Below are 20,559 nucleotides of genomic sequence, written 5' to 3'. Positions count from 1 at the left end.
TATCGCGTGCTCGAGGTCCCCACCGGCCTTCCGCGGAAAGAGGAACCTATCCTGTGGTCTTCTCCCGCAACGGTCGTGCCGCGGGCCCCTCGTCCACCGGTCACACGGGGAGTCGGCAGGGGGATTTCGTAGTACTGCGGTAACACTTGGTAAACGTTATGTAAGATCAGGCAAATCCTCTTCCGTGGACACGATTGCCAAGAAACTGGTCCTGGCATCGCTCTTCCACGACATCGGGAAATTCATGCAGAGGGCAAACGTGCCCCTCGGCACGAAGTGGGAGACGGCCGGGGACGTCGGGGCGCACGGGGCACACGCCCGGTGGAGCGCGAAGTTCATCGAGGACGTCCTCCACGACCCCGACGTCGCCGACCTCGTGCTCTCCCACCACAACCCCGCCGCCTCGCGGAACCCTCCCCTCGCCCGGATCGTGAAGGAGGCAGACGGGCTATCCTCCGCGATCGACCGGCGGGAAAGAGAGGACGGGGAAACGGGCAAGGTCGTGAAAGAAGCCCTCAAACCGGTCTTCTCCCTCGTCCACCGCGGCACCCGTAGCGGACCGGGGGGACCGGCGGACCTCGTCTACCCCCTAAAACCCCTCTCGGTGGAGGACCCCCCGTTCCCCCTCCGCCAGAGGGACCTTGGACTGTGGAATTTGAGCGATGCGTACAGGAATCTCTGGAGGGCCTTCGAGGCCGAGGCCACGGGCCTCCCGCGAGACCCGCCGGTCCTCACGGTCCTCTCGCTCCTGCGGAAGTACACCTCCTGCATCCCCTCGGCGGTGTACATGAACGAGCCGGACATCCCGCTCTACGACCACTGCAAGACCACGGCAGCGATCGCCCACTGCCTCCTTTCGGGGGAGAAGGACATGCCTTTCCTCTTCGTCGGGGGGGACATCTCCGGGATCCAGAAGTTCATCTTCTCGACGGTCATCCCCGAGCAGGCACGGAAAGGGACCGCAAAACGCCTCAGGGCGCGGTCGTTCTGGCTCGCCCTCCTCTCCGACGCCGTCGCGCGCGAGATCGTGCGGGAGTGCGGTCTCTTCGAGCCCGCCGTCCTCTGGAACACCGGCGGCCACTTCCTCATCCTCGCGCCGAACACCGCCGAAAACCGCGGGAAGGTCGCTGCCATCGAGAGGAGGGTGAACGAGGGGCTCCTGCGCAAGTGGGACGGGCGCCTCTCCCTCGTCGTGGCGACGCACGCGGCCGACCGTGAGAGGGCACGTGAGTTCGCCAGCATCCGCACGAGCCTCTCCCTCGCGGGCACGTCGAAGAAACGGCAGAAGTTCATCGGCTGCGACCTGCCCGGCGGGCCGACGGGAGAGGAGGTCCCCCTCTCGATGCTCTGCCCCGTCTGCGGGCAGGTGAAGGGGGCAGGTGACGAGTGCGAGGACTGCCGCACGTTCCTCGACCTCGGGACGCGGCTCGCGCGGGCAAAATTCCTCCTCGCGGGGGACGGGCTCCGTTTCTCCTTCGCAGACCTCGGCCTCCGCGCCTCCTACGACCTCGTCGAGAAACTCCCCCCAGGGTTCGCGGGCGAGGTCCACGCGCTCAACTCGACAGATGTACAGGCGGACCACCCCGGGGGATCCGGTTTCCTCTTCGCGGGGAACACCGTCCCGCTCGCCGGCAGGGACCTCCTCACCTTTTCGGAGGTGGCACAGCTCGCCCGCGGCGCGCCGCGCCTCGGCTACCTCAAGGCGGACGTGGACAACCTCGGCGCGATATTCGCGGAGGGAATCGACGAGAAACTCCGCTCGATCTCGCGGATCCACGCGCTCTCGAGCCAGCTCCAGTTCTTCTTCTCCGGGTACCTCAACGAGATCTGCCGGCGGTACGTGGTCTACTCGGCCCTCTGCGAGGCCTGCCTGCCCGGAAAGACACGGGAGATAGTGGTCGAGGTCACGGCAGAGGACGAGGGGAGCGGGGGAGGGACGCGGACGTTTTACGAGCACCCCGGCCCCTGCCGTTCCTGCGGGGAGAAGTACGCGGTCCCGAAGTTCTCCATCACGTATGCCGGCGGCGACGACCTCTTCGTCATCGGCCCGTGGGAGGACACGATCAGCCTCGCCTGCGCGATCGACAGGAGTTTCCGGGAATTCGTCTGCGAGAATCCCGCGATCACGCTCTCGGCAGGGATCGCCGTCGTGGACCCCCACCTGCCCGTCGCGAGGGCCGTGCTCATCGCCGACGACCTCCTGCGGGAGGCAAAGGGGCACAAGGGCAAGGCCCGTATCGCGGTCTTCGACGAGTGCGTCCCGTTCTCGGGCGGGACGGGGGAGAAGGATCTCTCCTCCCTCCTCGCGCTGGGCGGGAAGATGAGGGAGCTCGTCGAGCGGAAGGTCATCCCGAAGAACATGATCTACGCGTTCCTCGCCCTCTGGGAGCAGTCGTTCCTGCCCACCCGGGGCAAGGGGGCAAAGAGCATGCCAAGAGAGCAGAAGGTGGAGCGGGAGAGGCTCCTCTCCTCAAAGAGGTTCCTCCCCCTCCTCAAGTACATGGTGAAGAGGAACATCGAAGAGAGATACCGCGGGGAAGTGGAGGAACTGGTCGTCCCGGCCTTCCCGTGGATCAGGCTGCCGGTGTACATCACCAGCCTCTCCCTGCGCGGCGAGAAGAGACTCGGAAGGTGAGAAGTTGTCATCCATCGAGAGACCACGGGACGGTAACTCCCCCCAGGGCCGGGGGACCAATCCCTCCCAGCCCTCCCACATTCCCCCGCGGGGCAATCCCGGGCGGGGGGATGATGACGAGATCATCCAGAAGGTAAAGGCGTGCAGGAACCTCTCCGATCTCCCGATCGAGGAGATCACGAGGGAGGAGGGGCTCGCGGAGAGGTTCGCGAAGAGGCACAAGGACCAGCTCAAGGCGACGCAGCTGCGGAAATTCTTCGACAAGATCATCACGAACCAGGAGATCCTCAAGACGAAGGGCTGGGAGAGCATCAGGGCCGATTTCCACATGATCCGCCCGGGGCTCGCCTACGCGAAGGGCCGCAAGCTCATCCCCGACGAGTTCTTCGACCTCATCTCCGCGTGCCTCGAGAGGATCGCGCCCGAGGGAGCGAAGGAAGACCAGGTCCGCGCGAACTACGACCGCTTCGTGGACATTCTCCAGTCGATCGTCGCGTACCACAAGTACCACGGGGGCAAGTAGATGGGAAAAGATCTCACGCTCATCAGGAATTACCTCGTCAGTGGGACCATCCGGCTCGAGACCGGGCTGCACATCGGCGGCGTTGCAGAGTCCCTCAAGATCGGGGGGACGGACTCCCCCGTCATCATGAACAGGATAACCGGCTACCCCTACATCCCGGGATCCTCGATCAAGGGCAAGATGCGCTCTCTCCTCGAGCTCAAGCACGGCAGGAAATGGCTCTCGAATGATGGCAAACCCCACAACTGCGAGGACCCGGAGTGCGACCTGTGCATCGCGTTCGGGAGGGGAGCGGCAAAGGAGATCGAGGCAGGTCCCACCCGCCTCGTCGTGAGGGACAGCTTCCCCACGGAGAAGACCATCGAGGCGTGGGACGAGAAGGACGACATCCTCCACGGGACCGAGATCAAGGGCGAGAACTACATCAACCGGATCACGTCGCGTGCAGACCCGCGGTTCGTCGAGCGGGTCCCCGCGGGCTCGGAGTTCACGTGCGAGATGGTCTTCTCGGTGTACGAGCCAAAAGACGAGGAGCGGCTGCGGCTCCTCTTCGAGGGGATGGTCCTCCTCGAGGACAACTACCTCGGGGGATACGGGAGCAGGGGGTCGGGGAAAGTCTCGTTCAGGGACGTCACCCTCCGGGAGAAGCTCGCCGAGGACTACAGGACCGGGGCCGACTGGCGGCCCGTCGCCCGGACGGAGGGCGCGAGAACCCCCCGCGAGATCCTCGGCAGGCTGTGAGAGAGGGGCACGCGCATGCTCGCGGTCTCGATGACCCCGCGGTCCACGTTCCCCGAGTCTTTCCCGTCGCACACGCTGTTTGGCGCGATCTGCAGGGCGATGGCGGAACTCGGCGAGGACCCGGGGGCCCTCGTCGACGCGTACGCGGACTCCCCGCCGCTCTACGTGAGCTCCTGCTTCCCGTTCGTCGGCGGGGAGGAGCGCGTGTACCTCTTCCCGATGCCCATCCTCCCCTTCCACGCTGCAGGCAGCGTGAAATCCGACGTGTACAAGGAGCTCCGGAAGGTACGGTGGGTCGACAGGGAGGTATTCCATGGCCTCGCGGGGGGGAAGATCACGCTCCAGGGGCTCGTGCGGGACATCTCGTCGTTTCGGCTCGATTCCCGGGCGGGGATCCTCTCGTCCCGGGCCGCCGCGGGGTCCTTTGCAGCGGTCGATATCCCCCACAACGTGATCAGCAGGCTCTCGTCCGCGTCCCTCGAGTTCTACCACGCGAGGGGGATGCACTTTGGAGGGGGAGGCCTCTGGTTCCTCCTCGACATCCGGGACTCCTCGTGGGAGGCTCCCGTCATGGCAGCCCTCCGCCTCCTCGAGGACGAGGGGATAGGCCCGCGGAGGTCGACGGGGCAGGGGGCGTTCCGGCTGTCGGTTGAGAAGACCGATCTCCCGTCCCGCGATGCCCCATACTTCGCGACGCTCTCGCGGTTCATCCCGGGCCCACTCTCCGCGTACGGCGGGGAGATCTGGTACGACCTCGTTGCCGTCCGCGGGAGGACACGGGACGGGTTTGCGAAGAGGCGTGTCATCATGCTCTCGGAGGGGTCGGTCTTCCGGAACACCGGCAGACCGTTCTACGGCGAGATCGCCCGGGTGCGGGAGAATCCCCCGATGGTCGAGTACGGGATCGCGTTCCCGGTCGGGATGAGGTGCGTGGGATGAGGATCGAGGTATCGACGAGGACCCCGGTCCACGTGGGGACCGGGAACGTGTACCTGCCCGCGGAGTACGTGAAGATGCGGGGGGAGGGAAACGAGCAGGTCCTCTGGCGGGTGAGTCTCCCCTCCCTCCTCCGGGACGCCGGGCCGGACGTCGCGGAGAAGTTCGCACAGGAGATCGAGTCCCGGGAAGACCCCTCGAAATTCAGCCTCGGGAAATTCATCAAAGATCACCATCTCGACCTGCGCCCCCACCTCCTCTACAGGGTCACGAACCGGAGCGGCGAGGAGAATCCCGGGGAGGTGCGGGAGTGCGCGAAGACCGGCGGGGTCCCCTGCATCCCGGGAAGCAGCCTCAAGGGCGCGATCCGCACGGCGCTCCTCTGGTGGCACGCGAGGGAGGACCAGGATTTCCCGGCGGCCATCCGGAGGGAATTCGAACGCGCGGAGCGGTGCGACCCGAAAAAAATAGGGATGGAGTACGTTGCCTCGGTCTTCGCGCTCAAGAAGCCCGAGAGGGGGAGGTACAACGCCCAGTACGACCTCCTCCGGTTCCTCCAGGTCTCCGACTGCATGCCGGGGAATTACCGGCTCACCTGCGAGGGGATAAAGACGTACTCCCTCCACGGGGACCGGCTCGAGGAGAAAAACTACACGATTTACGCCGAGTGCGTCTCGGGGACGTTCTCCGGGTCGATCGGGGGGCTCGGGACCATCGGCGCTCTCCTCGAGAAGGGAGACGACCTCCCGTTCCTTCCGGAGAAGTCAAGGAGGCTCCTTGGGGTGAGCCCGTCGGGGGAGACGCGGGACGTCCCCCGCCACCTCGGCCGGGTGCTCACCATGTGGAGCCAGTGGTGCCTCGGGAAGGAGGTGGCCCTCGCCCGCAGGGACAGCGACGGGGCATTCGCGGACGTCCTCTCGCAGGTCCAGTCGTGGCTCTCGGAGGGTCCCCTCGTCCGGCTCGGGTTCGCGTCGGGGACGCTCTACCAGACGCTGATAGGGCTCGTCGAGGAGAAGGACCGGGATCTCGCAGAAAATATCATCACGAAGTGCAGGCTCAGGCGGGGCGTGACACGCAAGGCAACAGCGAGTGGCCTTGAACCGCCGTACCCGAAGTCCCTCGAGTTCTCGGTCACGGGCCAGCCGCTCGGGTGGGCAAGCCTCGCGCTGGAGGGAGGATGAGGGGCGGGATGCGGATCCCCCTCCGGTACCTCGTCCTCCACACGGACCGGCCGGTCACCGAGACGGGGACGAACCTCCGGGGGTACATCGCGGGGAGATTCCCGCAGTACCCCCTCCTCCACCACCACCTCGACCGGCCGCTCTACGCCTACCCGATGGTCCAGTACAAGGTCATCGGCGGGACGCCCTCGATCCTCGGGATCCTCGAGGGCGCGAGGGTTCTCTGGGAGATCACCGACAGCATCGACGAGCTCGTCCTCGCGGGGAAGAAGTACAGGATCACGGCGAAGGTCACGTACGACCAGCAGGTTCCCCTCGTCCCCCAGAGGGAGATGGTCGAGTACCGGTTCGTGAGCCCGTGGCTCGGCCTGAACCAGGAGAATTACCAGAGGTGGAGGGATCTGCGTGACTGGAGGGAGAAGAAAAATCTCCTCAACGCGATCCTCACGGGGAACCTCCTCTCCATGGCAAAGGGCCTGAACGTCGTGGTCGGGGAGAGGCTCTCCGTCCACAGTCACCTCGAGAAGGTCAGGACACGGTACAAGGGCGTCGAGATGACGGGGTTCCTCGGGTCGTTCCGGGTGAACCTCTCCATGCCTGACTACCTCGGGATCGGCAAGGGCGTCTCGCAGGGGTTCGGGACGGTCAGGAGGGTGGCGGAAGGTGCGGGGGGTAAACGGGGTGCCCGCGGGGAGAAGAGCGGGGAGAAGCAGTATGCCCCGGCCGGTGCAGGAGAATCCCCCCGCCATCCCGCCGCGGTAGGTGAGAAGCACGCAAGGTGATTTTCCATGAAAACTGCAGTGATTGGTCCGATCGGCCTCAGCCCGCCGGTCATCACGGAGTTCGTCGACGGGATTGGAGAGCCGGTGTCCGACGTGATCCTCTTCACGACAGCGCATCCCATGGTCATCGCGGGCGCACACCTCGCGAGGGCTGCCCTCGCCTCGCGGTTCCACTGGATCCGCGTCCACGAGGTCGAGCTGCCCTACGATGACATCTCCACGGAGGAGCAGAACTTCGACTTCATGCGGCGGGCGGGAGCCACGATCCGCGAGGAGCGCGAGCGGTACCACTGCGAGAGGGTGTACCTCAATGTCGCGGGCGGGAGGAAGAACATGTGCATCACCCTCGCCCTGCTGGGGCAGCTCCTCTCTGTCGACGGGGTCTTCCACGTCGTCAACCCGGACGTGGACATCATGAACCAGAGGCTGGAGAGGAACCGGCGGCTCATCGCGCGGTTCGGGGAGAGCAACGAACCCGCTGCCCACGCCGCCCTCTACGAGGAGAACAGGGCAGAGCTCGAACCCCTCATGTTCCCCCCGCGCCAGTCGTACAGGATCGTCCGGATCCCGACGCTCCCCTACCCGGGGGATTACCTCGCGTACCTCCTCGCGGGGATCCGCGGGAAGGGCGAAAATCTCACGGCCGAGGACAAGGAGCTCCTCTGCCGCCACGGCCTCATGGAGAGGACCGGGAACACGTACGCGATCAGCCCCCACGGGGAACGGTTCCTCGAGGTGATTTTCTCCCGATGAGCAGGAGGACGCTCCTCTCCTTCGTGGGCGCCGGACCGCTCGTCCCGACGGTCTACGCGTGGCAAGGCCGCGAGGTCACGACACCCGTGATCCAGGAGGCGCTCGCCGAGTTCTTCTCCCCGGGGAGGGTTGTCCTCTTCTCGACGGCGGAAGCGTCCCAAAAGAACCTGCCGGAGGTCGCCCGGCGGGTCCCGGCGTGCGAGGAGGTGAGGATCCCCTCCGGCCGATCCGAGCCCGAGCTCTGGGAAATCTTCTCGACGGTCGCGGGAACGGTCGGCGAGGAGGACGCGATCGTGTTCGACATCACCCACGGGTTCCGGTCGCTCCCGTTCATCGCGTTCCTCTCGTCGGCGTACATCCGGGAGGTCCGGGGGGCACGTCTCGAGGCCGTGGTCTACGGCGCGTTGGAGGCGCGGGAGGGGGACAAGACGCCTGTCTTTGACCTGACGCCCTTCGTGCGCATCCTCGACTGGATGGGCGCGGTGCGGTCGTTCGCGGTCCACGGGGACGCGTCCGGGATCAGGGGGATCGTGGACGAGAGCGTCGCCCGGGAGTTCCGGGAGGAGAGGGGAGACCGGGGGCTCGCGAGTCTCCGGGAATTCGCTGCTCGCCTCGAGGCGTTCACGCTCGCGGCGCGGATGTCAAGGCCTGTGGAGGCGGGGAATTTCGCGGGGAGGATCCGCGATCTCCTCCCCGGTGCCCGCGGCGAGGCCGCGAGGCTCGCGCCGCCCCTCGGCTGCATCCTCGACCGGGTCGAGGCTATCGGGGACCTCGCGGCAGACTACCCGGGAGGAGGGGGAGAGATCGGAATCCCCCACCTGCAGGCCCAGCGGCGGCTGGTCGGGTACCAAGTCGAGAGGGGCCTCTACATGCAGGCGGTCACGCTCGCCCGGGAGTGGATCGTCTCGCTCGCCATCGTCGCGCGAGGGGAGGGGGAGGGGTGGCTCGAGAAAGAGGTGCGCGAGGCCGCCGAGCAAGGACTCAATGCCCACTTGAAGGAGAAGAGGGGGGAGAAATTCAAGCCCACCGAGTACTACGACTGGGTCGCCCGGCACACCGCGGGAAAGTCGCTTGTCGATGCCTGGAACAGGATCGCGAATATCCGCAACGACATCGCGCACTGCGGGATGAACAAAACCCCAAAGAAGTCGAGGAACAGCGTGCAGGAGATCGGGGAGATCCCGGGGATCCTCGAAGAGCTGGAGACACTCTTCCTCCCTCCCCGCGCGTGAATCTCCCGGCCGCGGGGATTTACCACATCCCCGCGGCGCATTTTTCCCCCGGGTGACCGAGGGGGTGCGCATGGAGAGATCGACAGATATCGTCGTGCAGGGATACGGGGCGTCCCTGCGGAAGAAGGAGAACAGGTTCGTCCTCGCCCACGAGGGTGAGACGAGGGAGTTTCCCGCGGGAGTCGTCCGGCAGATCCTCGTCTCCGGGGAGGCGACGGTCACGTCCGCCGCGCTCCGCCTCGCCGCGGAGGAGGGGATCGACGTCGTCTTCTGCCTGCCGCACGGTGCCCCGTCCTGCAGGGTCGTCCCCTGCCACGGGAAGGGGATAGCGGAGACGCGGCGGGCGCAGCTCCTCGCCGCGAACCGGCCGGAGGGCTATGCCCTCGTCGCGGAGGTGACCCGCGCGAAGGTGCACAACATGGGGCACCTCCTCGCCGCACTCGGGAGGAGGAGAGGCGACGAGACGCTCAGGGCAGAGGGAGAGAGAATCCTCGCCGCGGTCCCGTCAGTCCCGCAGGCCGGGATCCTCCCCCGCGATGCGCCTCTCCTCCGGGGTGCCGAGGGGAATGCCTCGCGGCATTACTTTGCGGCACTCGCCCGCGTCATCCCCCCTCCGCTCTACCTCGGGACGAGGACACGGCACCCGGCGGCAGATGCCTTCAACGCGTGCCTCAACTACGGCTACGGGATCCTGTACGCGGAGGTCGAGAGGGCGTGCATCCTCGCCGGCCTCGACCCGCACGCCGGGTTCCTGCACGCCGACCGGTACGGGCATCTCTCCCTCGTGTACGACCTCATCGAGCAGTTCCGGCAGCCCGTCGTCGACCGGGCAATCCTCTCCCTCGCCGTCCGCGGTGAAATCTCGGCCGGCGACATGGACGGGAGGGGATACCTCTCGCCCGACGCGAAGCGGACCGTGACGGTCGCTGTCTTCTCCCGGCTCGACGATGCGCGTCCCATCGACGGGAGGGAGGCGTCGTTCCGGGCTGCCATCGGGGAGAACATCCACTCCCTCGCGAGGTCCCTGCGGGAGGGATCGCCTTATACCGCGTTCCGGTGGGGGTACGGGAGATGATGGCGTGGGTATTCTACGACATCGGGGAGGACCACGCGCGCAGCAGGGTCGCGTCCCAGTGCCTCAACCACGGCCTCGTGAGGGTCCAGAAGAGTGTCTTCTGCGGGGAGATCTCCCCCTCCACCCTCAGGGAACTGGAAGAGAAGGTGCGGGAGATCCTCGCGGAGCCGGGGGAGGAGGGGGACGGGGGAGTGCGATCCGTCCTCTTCCTGACCGTCTGCGAGAAATGCCTCGCGAACGTCACCTCGGCGGGAAGGCCGTTCTCCCCGGAGGACGTCCGGTACCCGCGGCTCGTGATCATCGGGTGAAGAGGTGATGCGGGATTACAGGACCGCGGTCCCGCAGGGGAAACGATTATCTCCCCTGCACCCCCACCAGCTCCGTGTCCCACCGCATACCCCTCGTACCGGACTTAAAGGTTTCGGGAAGATGGGGGTAAACGTGGAGATCTCGGCAAAAGGGGCAAAATTTCCGCTGTTGCACAAGGGGTTCCACAAAAACAAGGACTGCAACGATAACTCTACCTTCTGACGGTAGTAACTCTCTACGGTTGCACAAGGGGTTCCACAAAAACAAGGACTGCAACAATTCCTATCCCCAGTATTACCAACACTAATATTTGGTTGCACAAGGGGTTCCACAAAAACAAGGACTGCAACGGAATTGTATTCCCACAGAAGCTACACTCGTTCATCATGTTGCACAAGGGGTTCCACAAAAACAAGGACTGCAACGACTCAAGCCTCCGGATTATTATCGTGTAGCCCCTTTGTTGCACAAGGGGTTCCACAAAAACAAGGACTGCAACAGAGAAGATCATCGCAGCAACGAGAAAACTTCTTGAAAGTTGCACAAGGGGTTCCACAAAAACAAGGACTGCAACAATATCTTTTGTGACCAATTTGCTGACAAGAAGGCCATCGTTGCACAAGGGGTTCCACAAAAACAAGGACTGCAACGCCTTCATTGGGGCCGCCCAAACATAACCATCCTTCCCAGTTGCACAAGGGGTTCCACAAAAACAAGGACTGCAACCCCGCCTCTTCTAATTGGGAGGCTTTCCTTTCTAAAGTTGCACAAGGGGTTCCACAAAAACAAGGACTGCAACATAGATTATTATGGAATACAACCCAAGAGGTGGGAATTCTTGTTGCACAAGGGGTTCCACAAAAACAAGGACTGCAACTCGCGGATTCGCGGGGTCTGCGGGGCCGGGTCTGCGGGGGTTGCACAAGGGGTTCCACAAAAACAAGGACTGCAACCTCTCCTCATACCAGTCATCTGTCTCGACCGTTATAGAGTTGCACAAGGGGTTCCACAAAAACAAGGACTGCAACCCCCGCGAGCACGTTCCCAACGAGCCCGCCTCCAAGCCGTTGCACAAGGGGTTCCACAAAAACAAGGACTGCAACATTAAATAATCCTCCCTTTGCCTCCACACCTCGACGGTGTTGCACAAGGGGTTCCACAAAAACAAGGACTGCAACTAATAATTGAATCCCTCTTCGTCCCATTCCCCATTCTGTTGCACAAGGGGTTCCACAAAAACAAGGACTGCAACTACCTCTTTGCCCACATTTCAAGCGATTCTGGTGATCTTGTTGCACAAGGGGTTCCACAAAAACAAGGACTGCAACCTCTTCAATCCGACGCGAGAGGGAGAGCAACCTCTCCTGTTGCACAAGGGGTTCCACAAAAACAAGGACTGCAACAATTGTCGTGAAAAATGTCATGTTGCATCCACTGTAATGTTGCACAAGGGGTTCCACAAAAACAAGGACTGCAACTCCTCTAATGGAGAACGTTTTACTTCCCATTTGGATCGGTTGCACACGGCGTTCCACAAAAACAAGGACTGCAACTGCCAGGTGCCACCATCATCAAGCCTCCGGATGATGTTGCACAAGGGGTTCCACAAAAACAAGGACTGCAACTCCTCTAATGGAGAACGTTTTACTTCCCATTTGGATCGGTTGCACACGGCGTTCCACAAAAACAAGGACCGCAGCCGTGCGGCTCCTCACCCGGCGCCCCATCACGCACCCGGCATCCCTGCCTCGCGGTATCCGGGCAGGTTGTGCGCGCCGCCCCGGGTTCGCGGGGATCCGTCCCCGGATCACCTGCCGGCCGGTCCTTGGGCCGGGCGTGCGGGGCCTCCCCAATCCCCCGTGCCCTGCCGCGTTCCGAATGCCGGGATCCCCCCGTCTCCCCCCGGGCGACAGGTTCCCTTTATCGTCCCCCGCGCCGAGCTCTCCCCGTGTTTCCCATGCGATTCTCCCCCGTCCTCCCCGCAGTCCTCCTCGCAATCGCCCTCGTCCTCTCCGCGGGGTGCACGCAGGCCCCCGCCGCCGGGCAGAACGCGCCCGTGACCGGCACCGTGGCCCTCGCGGTCCCCTTCCCCCCCGTGCCCGTCGGGAGCATGAACGGGACCAACCTCGCCTACGAGCTCGAACTCCGCGTCCCTGAGGGCGTGACCGCCGTGCCGCAGTCCGTCGAGGTAGTCGACCCCGCGACGGGAAAGACGCTGTTTGCGGCGGAGGGCGACGTGCTCGCGGCGCTCTTCCACCCCGCATCCGTCCCTCCCCCCGCGGAGTCCGAGCGCGAGAACGGCACCGCGAAACTCACGGTCCCCCGGATCTCCCTCTGGCTCGTCCTCCCCCCGGGCCCCGTCCCTGACCGCCTCTCCCACCGCGTCGTCCTGGACGTGACTCCCGCTGCCGGGGCTCCATCCGCGGTCGTTGCCACCGGGGAGGTGGCCGTGAGGAAAGACCTTGTGCCCGTTGTCGTCGGTGCGCCGGTGCGCGGTCCCGGCTGGGTCGCCACGGAGACGACGTCGCCCTCCACGCACCACTTCAGGGCACAGGTGACCGTGAACGGGACGACCCGCGTCCCCCAGCGGTACGCGCAGGACTGGATCTACGTCGACCCGGCGACGGGCAGGATCGCGGGGGACAATGCGACGGACGCGAGGGACTATCTCGGGTTCGGCAGGGAGATCCTCGCGGTCGGGAACGGCACGGTCGCAGACGCACTCGACGGCCTGCCGGACATCCCGGGCGTCTTCTCCGCTCCCCCGGCGACCGTCGCGACGATGTCGGGGAATTACGTGATCCTCGACCTCGGGGGCGGGAAGTACGCCTGCTACGCCCACCTCGCGAACGGGTCCGTGAGGGTGGAGAGGGGTGACGCCGTGGCGGAGGGGCAGGTCATCGGCCTCATGGGCAACAGCGGGAACTCTGACATCCCGCACCTCCACTTCCAGGTCGTGACGGGCAGTCCCTCGTTCCTCGGTTCCGAGGGATACCCCCACGTGTACCGTTCTTTCGACGTGATCGGCACCGTGAACATGTCGATGCTCGAGGAGAGGCTTTCCGAGCCCGGCTATTCGGCGGCGCGGGCGATGGAGGAGTTCGGGAGTTTCGTCGCGTTCCTCGGGGAGCCCGTCCCCCAGGAGAACCGCCTCCCGGAGAACAACGTCGTCGTGCGGTTCCCCTGACCGCCCCGGGGGCGGCGGGTCCCCGTTTTTTTTCCCGCGGGAGAGCTGCGGGAGGGGTGGGAGCCGTTCGGCTCCTCTCCCGGTGCTCACCCTGCACCACGGAGGGAAAACGCTTATCGTGCCTGGGTCCAAGGTATCGGGGAGGCCCCGAGGGCCCGTGCCGGACTTAAAGGTTTCGGAAAGATGTAAGTTTACAGGGAGATCCCGGCAAAAAGGGCAAAATTTCCGCTGTTGCACAAATGGTTCTCCAAAAAACAAGGACTGCAACGATATATTGGGAGATGCCGCATCCTCCGCGGGAGGAGTTGCACAAATGGTTCCACAAAAACGAGGACTGCAACTCCACGACCTCTTTCCCGTCGCGGACGAAATACCACCGTGCCGTTCCCTTCACTCCCGTTTTTTCACTTGGGCGGGCCTCCTAGGGCATGGATCAACGTACAGGAGCCCTCTTCATCCAGCATTCGAAATCCGTGCCGTCGGACCCACTTGATCCGGCGCTTCTCGGGCTCGAAGCGCTCCGCCTCGTTCCTCGCGAGGCTCACATCCGGATACTCGTCGTCTCCACTCACGCACCGCTTCCGGGAATCTCCGCGACCTAGAGTTTCGCGCGTTTCTCTTCGATTTTTTTTGTCAATCCACTCCGATATGATGCTCTTTATCTCTTTCACCGTCATTTTTGGCTTCATTTTGTCTTTTATACTTTCCGAGAGTTCATCCAGGAGATCGAAGATCTCGCCCTCGTCGTTATAAGGGGGTATGCATACGAGTTCGTGGAGATGAACATCCTCCTTTGTGATCATGAGCAACTCGGCAATGTTATACTTCTGAATCATGTTGGTCCAACTCCTTCAGTTTGGCTTTCTGGATTCTCACTTTGCGGTAACACTGGGGACACGTGAAATAGAATCGCGAGCCCCCTCGGTAATCCCACACGTGAGAAGAGGCTTTGTTCGTGCATTTCAAAATCACGATACTCACTCTCTCCTCACGCTATAATAGTGTTAGCTCCCTCTAATTCTATCACCCAAGATACCTATGATAATCTCCTCAATTACCAATACACAAGAGATTCAAGCGCCTGGTGCAATAGTACAATGTGAAAAAAATCCTAAATCGGAAAATACGTGAGAATAAATTGTAAAATTGATTGTACTCGGAGGAGAATACGTATTTGGTAATAAAATGCATCCCTCCTGGCAGTAAATTGCAAGGTTCCAAATTGTTTCTCCTCGAATGAGTACATGAACTGGTCTCCAGGCGTCCCGCCCAACAGGTATCTGCGAAAAACGAGATTGAGCCCGTTCCCGCAACCTTAGATGCAATCGTGATCGTTCACACCGCGATGTGTTTCTCTTGTGATTGTCCCTTTGTCATCCAGGAATTGGTGAATCGCGGGAGATTCCGCAAATTCCTGGACATTCACACGGTTCCCACGGTCGATTCCAGTCTCTAAAACACTGGGCAGGTTCGATGAAACCCAGTTCATTCCCCTCGTGAACGGGATCCTCAATTCCTGTTGCACGAGGAGGAGGAGACGGGGGAAGGACATGTGTATCGTGGATGCAACCACGCTTACCCTCGATTTGAACTGGTTCAGGAAAAAGTATACGAAGAAACAGCGGGAGAACGGGGACTACGCGTGGGGGTATTGTCCCACCCAAGGCCACTATATCGGCGACAAACTTACTCTCGCACTCGACGCGCATTCCCTGCAGCCGTTCTGTTTCTTCTCCATTCGGGATCTCCCCACGATTCTGTCATTTTCCGCGAGATCGTAAGTGAATTGAAAAGGCGCAGAATCGTTCAGATTGGAGATACAGTCGTTTTCGATAAGGGATGCTGCGCGTACGATAACTACGTGGAGGGAATCTTCGCGTTCAGCATCGTCCCGATGATTTTTGCAAGGAAGAACTTTTCATTGTCCAAACTGCTCAGGAAACTCAATTTTCCCCTCTGGATTTCCGGGAGGTCTGATACGAAACAGCTCCTCCAGAGATACACTTCCCTGCACGCCGGTTGGTGATGTACCTCCGCGACGAGATCCAACTCGGGGAGAAGAGATCCCTCATCGAGGATGTCTTCAAAACGGCGAAAAATGCATTCGGTTTGAAGAGGATCCACAAGTATACGACGCGACCTGTGAAAAAGACGGTCTGCCTGAATGTACTTTTACCCGGGCTCGTTATTTCTCTGGGATTTGGCGATGAGATTCGATTACAGCGGTTGGCTGAGTGGTGATTTGGGGAGGGAGCTAAATTCACATTACCTTTCGAATTCGGCTCTCACTGCTCTCGTGAGGGGTCCCCCTTTTTTTCCCGCGGGAACAACGACTGCACCCCCCACCCCGACGCTCACTGGAAGTCCTGCGTCGAGACGTAGTACAGGCTCCCGTCATACGCGACGCCGACGCCGGTGACGGTGTAATCCGGGTCGAGGATGTTTGCCCTGTGGCCCGGGCTCGCCATCCACGACTGCACCTGGGCGCGGGCGATGCTCCCCGCGTCGGGCGGGACGTACCCGATCCCGAGGACCTTTCCGGTCGGCATCTTCCCGATGTTCTCCCCGATCCCGACCATGTACGCGCCGCCCGGGAGGGGCTTGCGCGTGGGGTATCCGTGCCGTGCCGCCCGCTCGTCCGGCCCCTCGCCGCGGGGGTTCGTGTGCGAGAAGTACCCGCCCGCGGCCATGTCCCTGCTGTGCTCCCGGGCGACCTCCGCGAGCCGCCCGTCCCACGCGAGCGCGGGGAGCCCCGCCTTTGCCCTCTCGGCGTTCGCCAGCCGGTAGATCTCCTGCTCGATTTTGGCCGTGTCCGCGGGAGTGTCCACGCGGGGCGGGGGGACGGGCGAGGGCGTCCGCGGGGGCGTGCGGGCCGTCGTTCCCGGGGGTGGCAGGGTCGGAGGGACGGGACTCTTGCCGTCGCCCGGCATCCCCGTCGGCGGGAGCGGGGATTGCGGGGAGATCGCCGCCGCGAGGGTGAAAGCCGAGAGGGCGGACACCGCGACGAAGGCCGCGATCGCGAGCGCCCGGGATGGCCTCCGCCTGTGGAAGGAGACGGAGGCGGCAGCGCACGCGAGGAGGCCGAGCACCGCGAGGGAGGAGAGATGCGCGCCAAGGACCGTCCAGTCGCTCCCGCGGGAATAGGCGAACAGTGCCGCGAGGGCCGGGACGAGGAGCCACGCGGCGAGACGGGGCGGGCTCCGGTACCCCGGGGGTGCGCGGGAGTACCCCTCGATCCCGAAGAGGAAGAACGAGGCGACGATCCCGGCGAGGCCGGCGGTGGAGAACGCGGGCGGGAGCGGGACGAGGAACGCGCACGAAAGGACGAGGAGCGATACCGCGAGCAGGGCCTTCGAGGCGGCGTGGGCGTCGCGCCGGGATCTCCCGCGGGCCACCCCGGGTCACCCCGCGCGTCGGTCGTCTCGCGGCACGGTGCCCACCCTCGACCCGCATCCCGGTATCCCTACCGGGACCATGCTTCCACCCCCCTCTCCCTCCCCCACCCCCGCGACCACCGCGAGGAGGTCCCGGATGTCCGAGAGCGTCACGTCCGCCGTGACCCCGCCGCCGTCCTCGTGGGCGTTCCGGTCGCCGTACCTCGCGTGCGCCGTCCGCGCCCCTATCGCCTTCGCCGGCGCGATGTCCCGCCGGAGGCTGTCGCCCACCACGAGGACCCGCGACGGGGGGACGGAGAGCAGCCGGACCGCGTGGGAGAAGATCGCGGGGTTTGGTTTGCGGGCACCGGCATCCTCCGCCGTCACGACGAGGGGGAAGAACCCCGAAAGCCCCGCCCTCTCCAGCCGGGCTTCCGCGTTCTTTCGGCGCGCGTCGGTCACGACCGAGAGAAAGAGACCCCTCTCCCGCAGCGCCCGGAGCGTCTCCCGCACACCGGGGTACGGGGCGAGGCTCCCGAGCAGCACCTCCTCGTAGAGCCTGCAGGCCGTGGCGAGGAGCCCGGCAGAGGAAACACCGTGTCCTCCCGCGAATTCCCGGACGTGGACCTCGTGGTCCTCGATCGACCTCCCGCCGTCCCGCAGGAAGAGCGCGTACAGGTCCCCTGCCCGGCCGGTCCCAAGCAGCCCGCACACCGCTTCGCACGCGGTTCGCATCGCCCCGGAAAAATCGAGGAGCGTGTTGTCCATGTCGAAGAGGACGGCGCTCACCCGGAGAGGGGCAGCGCGGACAGCTTCCTGCACAGCGATATCTCCCTCCCTGCTTCCTCCGCGAGGGCCTCGTTCTCGGTCACCATCTTGAGGCTCCGCCTCGCCGTCCCCTTCCCGCGGAACTCCCCGTAGAGGAGGACGGGGCCGACCTTCACGACCCCGCACGCGACCGCGAGGCGGAAGATACACTCGACCGCGGCCGCCGGCGTGCATTCCCGCGCGCTCAGCTCGTGAGGGTACTCGAAGAGGAAGTGGGCGATGCCCTCCGCCCTGCAGAGGTCCGCGACGTTCTTGTCCGCGGTGAGGTGGACGACCGTGCAGTACGCGTCCCTCTGGAACTCCGAGAGCGCCTTCACGATGAGGAGGTCGTTTCCCTCCCTGTCCGAGCTCCCCTCCCCCCTGCCGCGGACGAGCCGCGCCCCGTCCCGGATCCTCTCTAACTCCGTGAGCGCGTTGTACGCGGCGAGCCGCGAGCGCTTCGTCTTCTGGTTGACGAGCTCGTCCAGCACCCTCCCGCCGAACCGGGCCGCCCTCTTTGCCCGGGATATCTCCCCGGGGGAGTACTTCTCGTTCAGGGCGGCCTCGATCTCGTCAAGGACGGTGTGCACGACGACGTACCGGTCCCGCGGGATGCCCGCCCGCGAGGGGAACCCGAGGTAGAACATGTTCGTGTCGGGCGAGAAGAGGGCCTCCCTGTTCATGAGCGGGACAGACTCCTTCAGGCGGGCAAACGCCTCCTCGTTTGCGAACCGGGCGATCCCGGCGGCGAGCACCGACTGGACGAGGTCGGCGTAGGACGGGAGCTCGGGCGCACACTCGCCGAACGGTTCCCGGGCCCGCTCGAAGTCCTCCCGGGTGCAGGGGCAGGAGAGCGAGTACCCGGCCTGCGTCTCCCGGAGCACGAGGAGGGGAAAGCCGTAGAGCGGGTACTTCACCTCGACCCTCCCCGGGAGGAGGTTGAGGACGACCTGAACCTCGGCGGCGTCGATGATCACGTCACTTCCCATGTGCCGCCTCCCGCGCCTCGGCCGAGAAGTCGTGGAGCCTGTGGAACTGCCGGGGGATCATCTGGTAGGGCCTCGCGGCGTCCCGGGTCGTCGCGATCTCGAGGTAGAAGACGTGGTCGACGTCCCGCAGCGTGACCGGGAGGAGGAGCGCCGCGACCACCGCCTTCCTCCCCGGCGTGATGTCGATCGCGACCTCGCAGCCCTCCCCTTTCCTCGCGGTGACGAGCCCGTGGACCCTGCGGAACGCGTCGACCATGTCCCCCCGCGCGACCGGGATGCACCCGACCTCCGGCGAGAACCCGAAGTGTTCCGAGATTGCCCGGATGCCCCCGGTGACCGGCCCCTCCTGGTCGCGGAACGGTTCCTCCGCGACGACCGCGACCTCGTCTGGGAAGTAGCGGGCCTCCCTGCAGACCGCGTAGTACGCGTTGAGGAGCGCCCAGGACGAGCGCCCGAGCAGCGTCACGTAGGTCCGCCTAGAACTCAAGCCTCTCCCCGTCCCGCACGATCCTCGTGCTCCCGAAGTTCTCCGAAAACCACGCGTGGTTCGTCGTGTGGACCGGGACGAGGACGTCGGGGTCGACCCGGTCGATGATCCACGCGAGGTCCCGCGGCGGCGCGTGGCCCGAGGCGTGGAACCCCGGCTCGAACGTGGGCTTCCCGTCCTTTCCGACGGAAAATCCCCTCGCCTCCATCCCGAACCGCCGGATCCAGTTCCACAGCCGCCAAAAGTCGATCTCCATCTCCTCGGAGAACGCCTCGCACGCCGAGTAGATGTACAGCCCGCCCTCCGGCTTGATGTCGAGGAGATGCTTTACGTCGAAGAACGAGAAGCAGAGGATGTAGCCGTCCGGGTCGGCGCGGATCGTGCCGGGGCCGACGTACCGGTCGCCCGCGAGCGGCACGACGACCTCCGACTCCCACTTCCTGTTCTTCCCGTCGGAGAGCTCGTCGTAGACGAGGAGCGATCCCGTCCGCGGGATCCCGTCGGCGCACTCCATCGCGCGGAGGAGGTAGATGTCCTTGGGGGTGACGACGAGGCTGCGCCCCGTCTCGCGTGCGATCCGGAGGAAGGTCTCGAGCCGCTCGAAGTTCCTCGGCGAGAAGTCCGCGATGACGAGGCCGCGGGCATCCTCGCAGGCGGCCCTGCAGGTCTCGTGCACGTCCCGCTCGCCCGTGCGGGATCCCCCCTCCCCGCCGGGGTCCTCCCCGCGGCCCGCCCGCGTCCCCTCGATGACGAGGACGGTCGCGTCCCGCGCCCGGGAGGCGAAGTCGCGGGTCTTCTCCCCGTGCGCCCCGTGGAGCCGGATGTCGCCCGTGTACGCGACGGTGACGTCGCCGCGGAGGACGTACGCGGTCGCCCCGTAGATCGAGTGGTCCACCTCGTGCGCGGCGACGTCGAAGGGGAGGGCGAGCGCGTCGAGCGGGAGGCAGTCCGCGGGCTCGAATCTCTTTGCCTTCGGCGCGTCCTGCCCGGGCCGCCGCGAGAGGAATTCGACGAGCGCCCCGCGGGGAGGGGCGGTGCAGGCGGCCACCCGGGCCCTGTGCGGGCGGTTACTCGCGGCGCGGAGGACGAGGCCGGATCCGTCCGCGGCGTCCCTCGGCGAGACGTAGCAGGCCTCGGCCTTGATGCCCGCGTTCTGCGAGGTGTCCTGCATCGCCTTCATGATGGCGAGGGTGAGGGGCGATCCCGCGACCGGGATCGAGAGGTCGAGGAGCCCGACGTTCCCCACGTGGTCGGCGTGGGCGTGGCTCGCGAGGACGGCCTTCACGCGGGGGGAAGGGTGGCCGTCCAGCCGGAGGTCGGAGGGGACGAGGTCTGCGCGGTAGACGTTCAGCCGCGGGACGAGGTCGAGGTGGTAGAGGTCGTGGATCCCGCGCGTGTCCCTGTTCGTGAGGAACTCCTCGAAGTAGTACCCGTACTTCCCGAAGTTCTTCCCGAAGTCGAGGAAGACGGCTGCGTCCCCCTCCTCGACGAGGATCTTGTTCCCGCCGATCCCCATGGCGCCGTCGTGCACGGTGATCGCGGTCACCC

General features: G+C 64.6%; 18 protein-coding genes and 1 CRISPR repeat array. Of the genes, 12 read left to right on the top strand and 6 right to left on the bottom strand.

The annotated features are described in order from the left end of the window. Positions 1-184: 184 nt before the first annotated feature. From cas10 to QFX32_06025, 11 genes are all read left to right on the top strand, one after another. Positions 185-2,635 (top strand): type III-A CRISPR-associated protein Cas10/Csm1, encoded by a 2,451-nt coding sequence (gene cas10 / locus QFX32_06075; GenBank protein MDI9633608.1) that lies wholly within the window; start codon positions 185-187, stop codon positions 2,633-2,635. Positions 2,636-2,639: 4 nt separating this feature from the next. Continuing rightward, complete coding sequence (gene csm2 / locus QFX32_06070) at positions 2,640-3,158, top strand: type III-A CRISPR-associated protein Csm2 (GenBank protein MDI9633607.1); 519 nt, start codon at positions 2,640-2,642, stop codon at positions 3,156-3,158. Then, positions 3,159-3,899, top strand: coding sequence for a type III-A CRISPR-associated RAMP protein Csm3 (gene csm3, locus QFX32_06065; protein ID MDI9633606.1), 741 nt, complete (start codon positions 3,159-3,161; stop codon positions 3,897-3,899). Positions 3,900-3,914: 15 nt separating this feature from the next. Beyond that, complete coding sequence (gene csm4, locus QFX32_06060; GenBank protein MDI9633605.1) at positions 3,915-4,838, top strand: type III-A CRISPR-associated RAMP protein Csm4; 924 nt, start codon at positions 3,915-3,917, stop codon at positions 4,836-4,838. Continuing rightward, positions 4,835-6,016 (top strand): type III-A CRISPR-associated RAMP protein Csm5, encoded by a 1,182-nt coding sequence (gene csm5, locus QFX32_06055; GenBank protein ID MDI9633604.1) that lies wholly within the window; start codon positions 4,835-4,837, stop codon positions 6,014-6,016. Before csm4 ends, csm5 begins: the two co-directional genes overlap by 4 nt. Continuing rightward, positions 6,013-6,798, top strand: coding sequence for a CRISPR-associated endonuclease Cas6 (locus QFX32_06050; GenBank protein MDI9633603.1), 786 nt, complete (start codon positions 6,013-6,015; stop codon positions 6,796-6,798). Before csm5 ends, QFX32_06050 begins: the two co-directional genes overlap by 4 nt. 6 nt (positions 6,799-6,804) lie before the next feature. Beyond that, entirely contained in the window at positions 6,805-7,551 is a 747-nt protein-coding gene (locus QFX32_06045) for a CRISPR-associated protein Csx14 (GenBank protein ID MDI9633602.1), read from the top strand. After that, positions 7,548-8,783 carry a TIGR02221 family CRISPR-associated protein gene (gene csx2, locus QFX32_06040; protein MDI9633601.1) on the top strand — a complete coding sequence of 412 codons (1,236 nt, stop codon included), beginning with the start codon at positions 7,548-7,550 and terminating at the stop codon, positions 8,781-8,783. Before QFX32_06045 ends, csx2 begins: the two co-directional genes overlap by 4 nt. A gap of 70 nt (positions 8,784-8,853) precedes the next feature. Beyond that, entirely contained in the window at positions 8,854-9,858 is a 1,005-nt protein-coding gene (gene cas1, locus QFX32_06035; protein MDI9633600.1) for a CRISPR-associated endonuclease Cas1, read from the top strand. After that, complete coding sequence (cas2, locus tag QFX32_06030) at positions 9,855-10,166, top strand: CRISPR-associated endonuclease Cas2 (GenBank protein MDI9633599.1); 312 nt, start codon at positions 9,855-9,857, stop codon at positions 10,164-10,166. Before cas1 ends, cas2 begins: the two co-directional genes overlap by 4 nt. Positions 10,167-10,334: 168 nt before the next feature. Continuing rightward, positions 10,335-11,867: direct repeats of the CRISPR family, unit length 37 nt; unit sequence GTTGCACAAGGGGTTCCACAAAAACAAGGACTGCAAC. A 257-nt stretch (positions 11,868-12,124) separates the two neighbouring features. Continuing rightward, positions 12,125-13,354, top strand: coding sequence for a M23 family metallopeptidase (locus tag QFX32_06025; GenBank protein ID MDI9633598.1), 1,230 nt, complete (start codon positions 12,125-12,127; stop codon positions 13,352-13,354). Positions 13,355-13,758: 404 nt separating this feature from the next. Here the strand turns inward: QFX32_06025 and QFX32_06020 are convergent, their stop codons facing one another. Continuing rightward, complete coding sequence (locus QFX32_06020) at positions 13,759-14,190, bottom strand: hypothetical protein (GenBank protein MDI9633597.1); 432 nt, start codon at positions 14,188-14,190, stop codon at positions 13,759-13,761. Positions 14,191-15,379: 1,189 nt separating this feature from the next. On the opposite strand from QFX32_06020, the gene QFX32_06015 reads away from it, so the two are divergent. Beyond that, positions 15,380-15,595 (top strand): hypothetical protein, encoded by a 216-nt coding sequence (locus QFX32_06015; GenBank protein MDI9633596.1) that lies wholly within the window; start codon positions 15,380-15,382, stop codon positions 15,593-15,595. 113 nt (positions 15,596-15,708) lie between these two features. Here the strand turns inward: QFX32_06015 and QFX32_06010 are convergent, their stop codons facing one another. From QFX32_06010 to QFX32_05990, 5 genes are read right to left on the bottom strand one after another with little or no spacing between them, the layout of a single operon-like run. After that, entirely contained in the window at positions 15,709-16,749 is a 1,041-nt protein-coding gene (locus QFX32_06010; protein ID MDI9633595.1) for a CAP domain-containing protein, read from the bottom strand. A gap of 6 nt (positions 16,750-16,755) precedes the next feature. Then, on the bottom strand, positions 16,756-17,550 hold the full coding sequence (locus tag QFX32_06005; GenBank protein ID MDI9633594.1) for an HAD family hydrolase: 795 nt from the start codon (positions 17,548-17,550) through the stop codon (positions 16,756-16,758). Continuing rightward, the gene (locus QFX32_06000; GenBank protein MDI9633593.1) at positions 17,514-18,524 is read right to left on the bottom strand and encodes a hypothetical protein; all 1,011 of its coding nucleotides are present in this window, start codon (positions 18,522-18,524) and stop codon (positions 17,514-17,516) included. Before QFX32_06000 ends, QFX32_06005 begins: the two co-directional genes overlap by 37 nt. Continuing rightward, positions 18,514-19,011, bottom strand: a complete 498-nt coding sequence (locus tag QFX32_05995; GenBank protein ID MDI9633592.1) for a hypothetical protein — start codon at positions 19,009-19,011, stop codon at positions 18,514-18,516. The genes QFX32_06000 and QFX32_05995 overlap by 11 nt, the downstream gene beginning before the upstream one ends. After that, positions 19,001-20,557 (bottom strand): MBL fold metallo-hydrolase, encoded by a 1,557-nt coding sequence (locus tag QFX32_05990; GenBank protein ID MDI9633591.1) that lies wholly within the window; start codon positions 20,555-20,557, stop codon positions 19,001-19,003. Before QFX32_05990 ends, QFX32_05995 begins: the two co-directional genes overlap by 11 nt. Positions 20,558-20,559: the final 2 nt, after the last annotated feature.

The organism is Methanolinea sp. (genome assembly GCA_030055515.1).
Classification (GTDB): domain Archaea; phylum Halobacteriota; class Methanomicrobia; order Methanomicrobiales; family Methanospirillaceae; genus Methanolinea_A.
The sequence above is the reverse complement of the archived record's forward strand: the minus strand, read 5'-3'. Positions and strand labels throughout refer to the sequence as shown.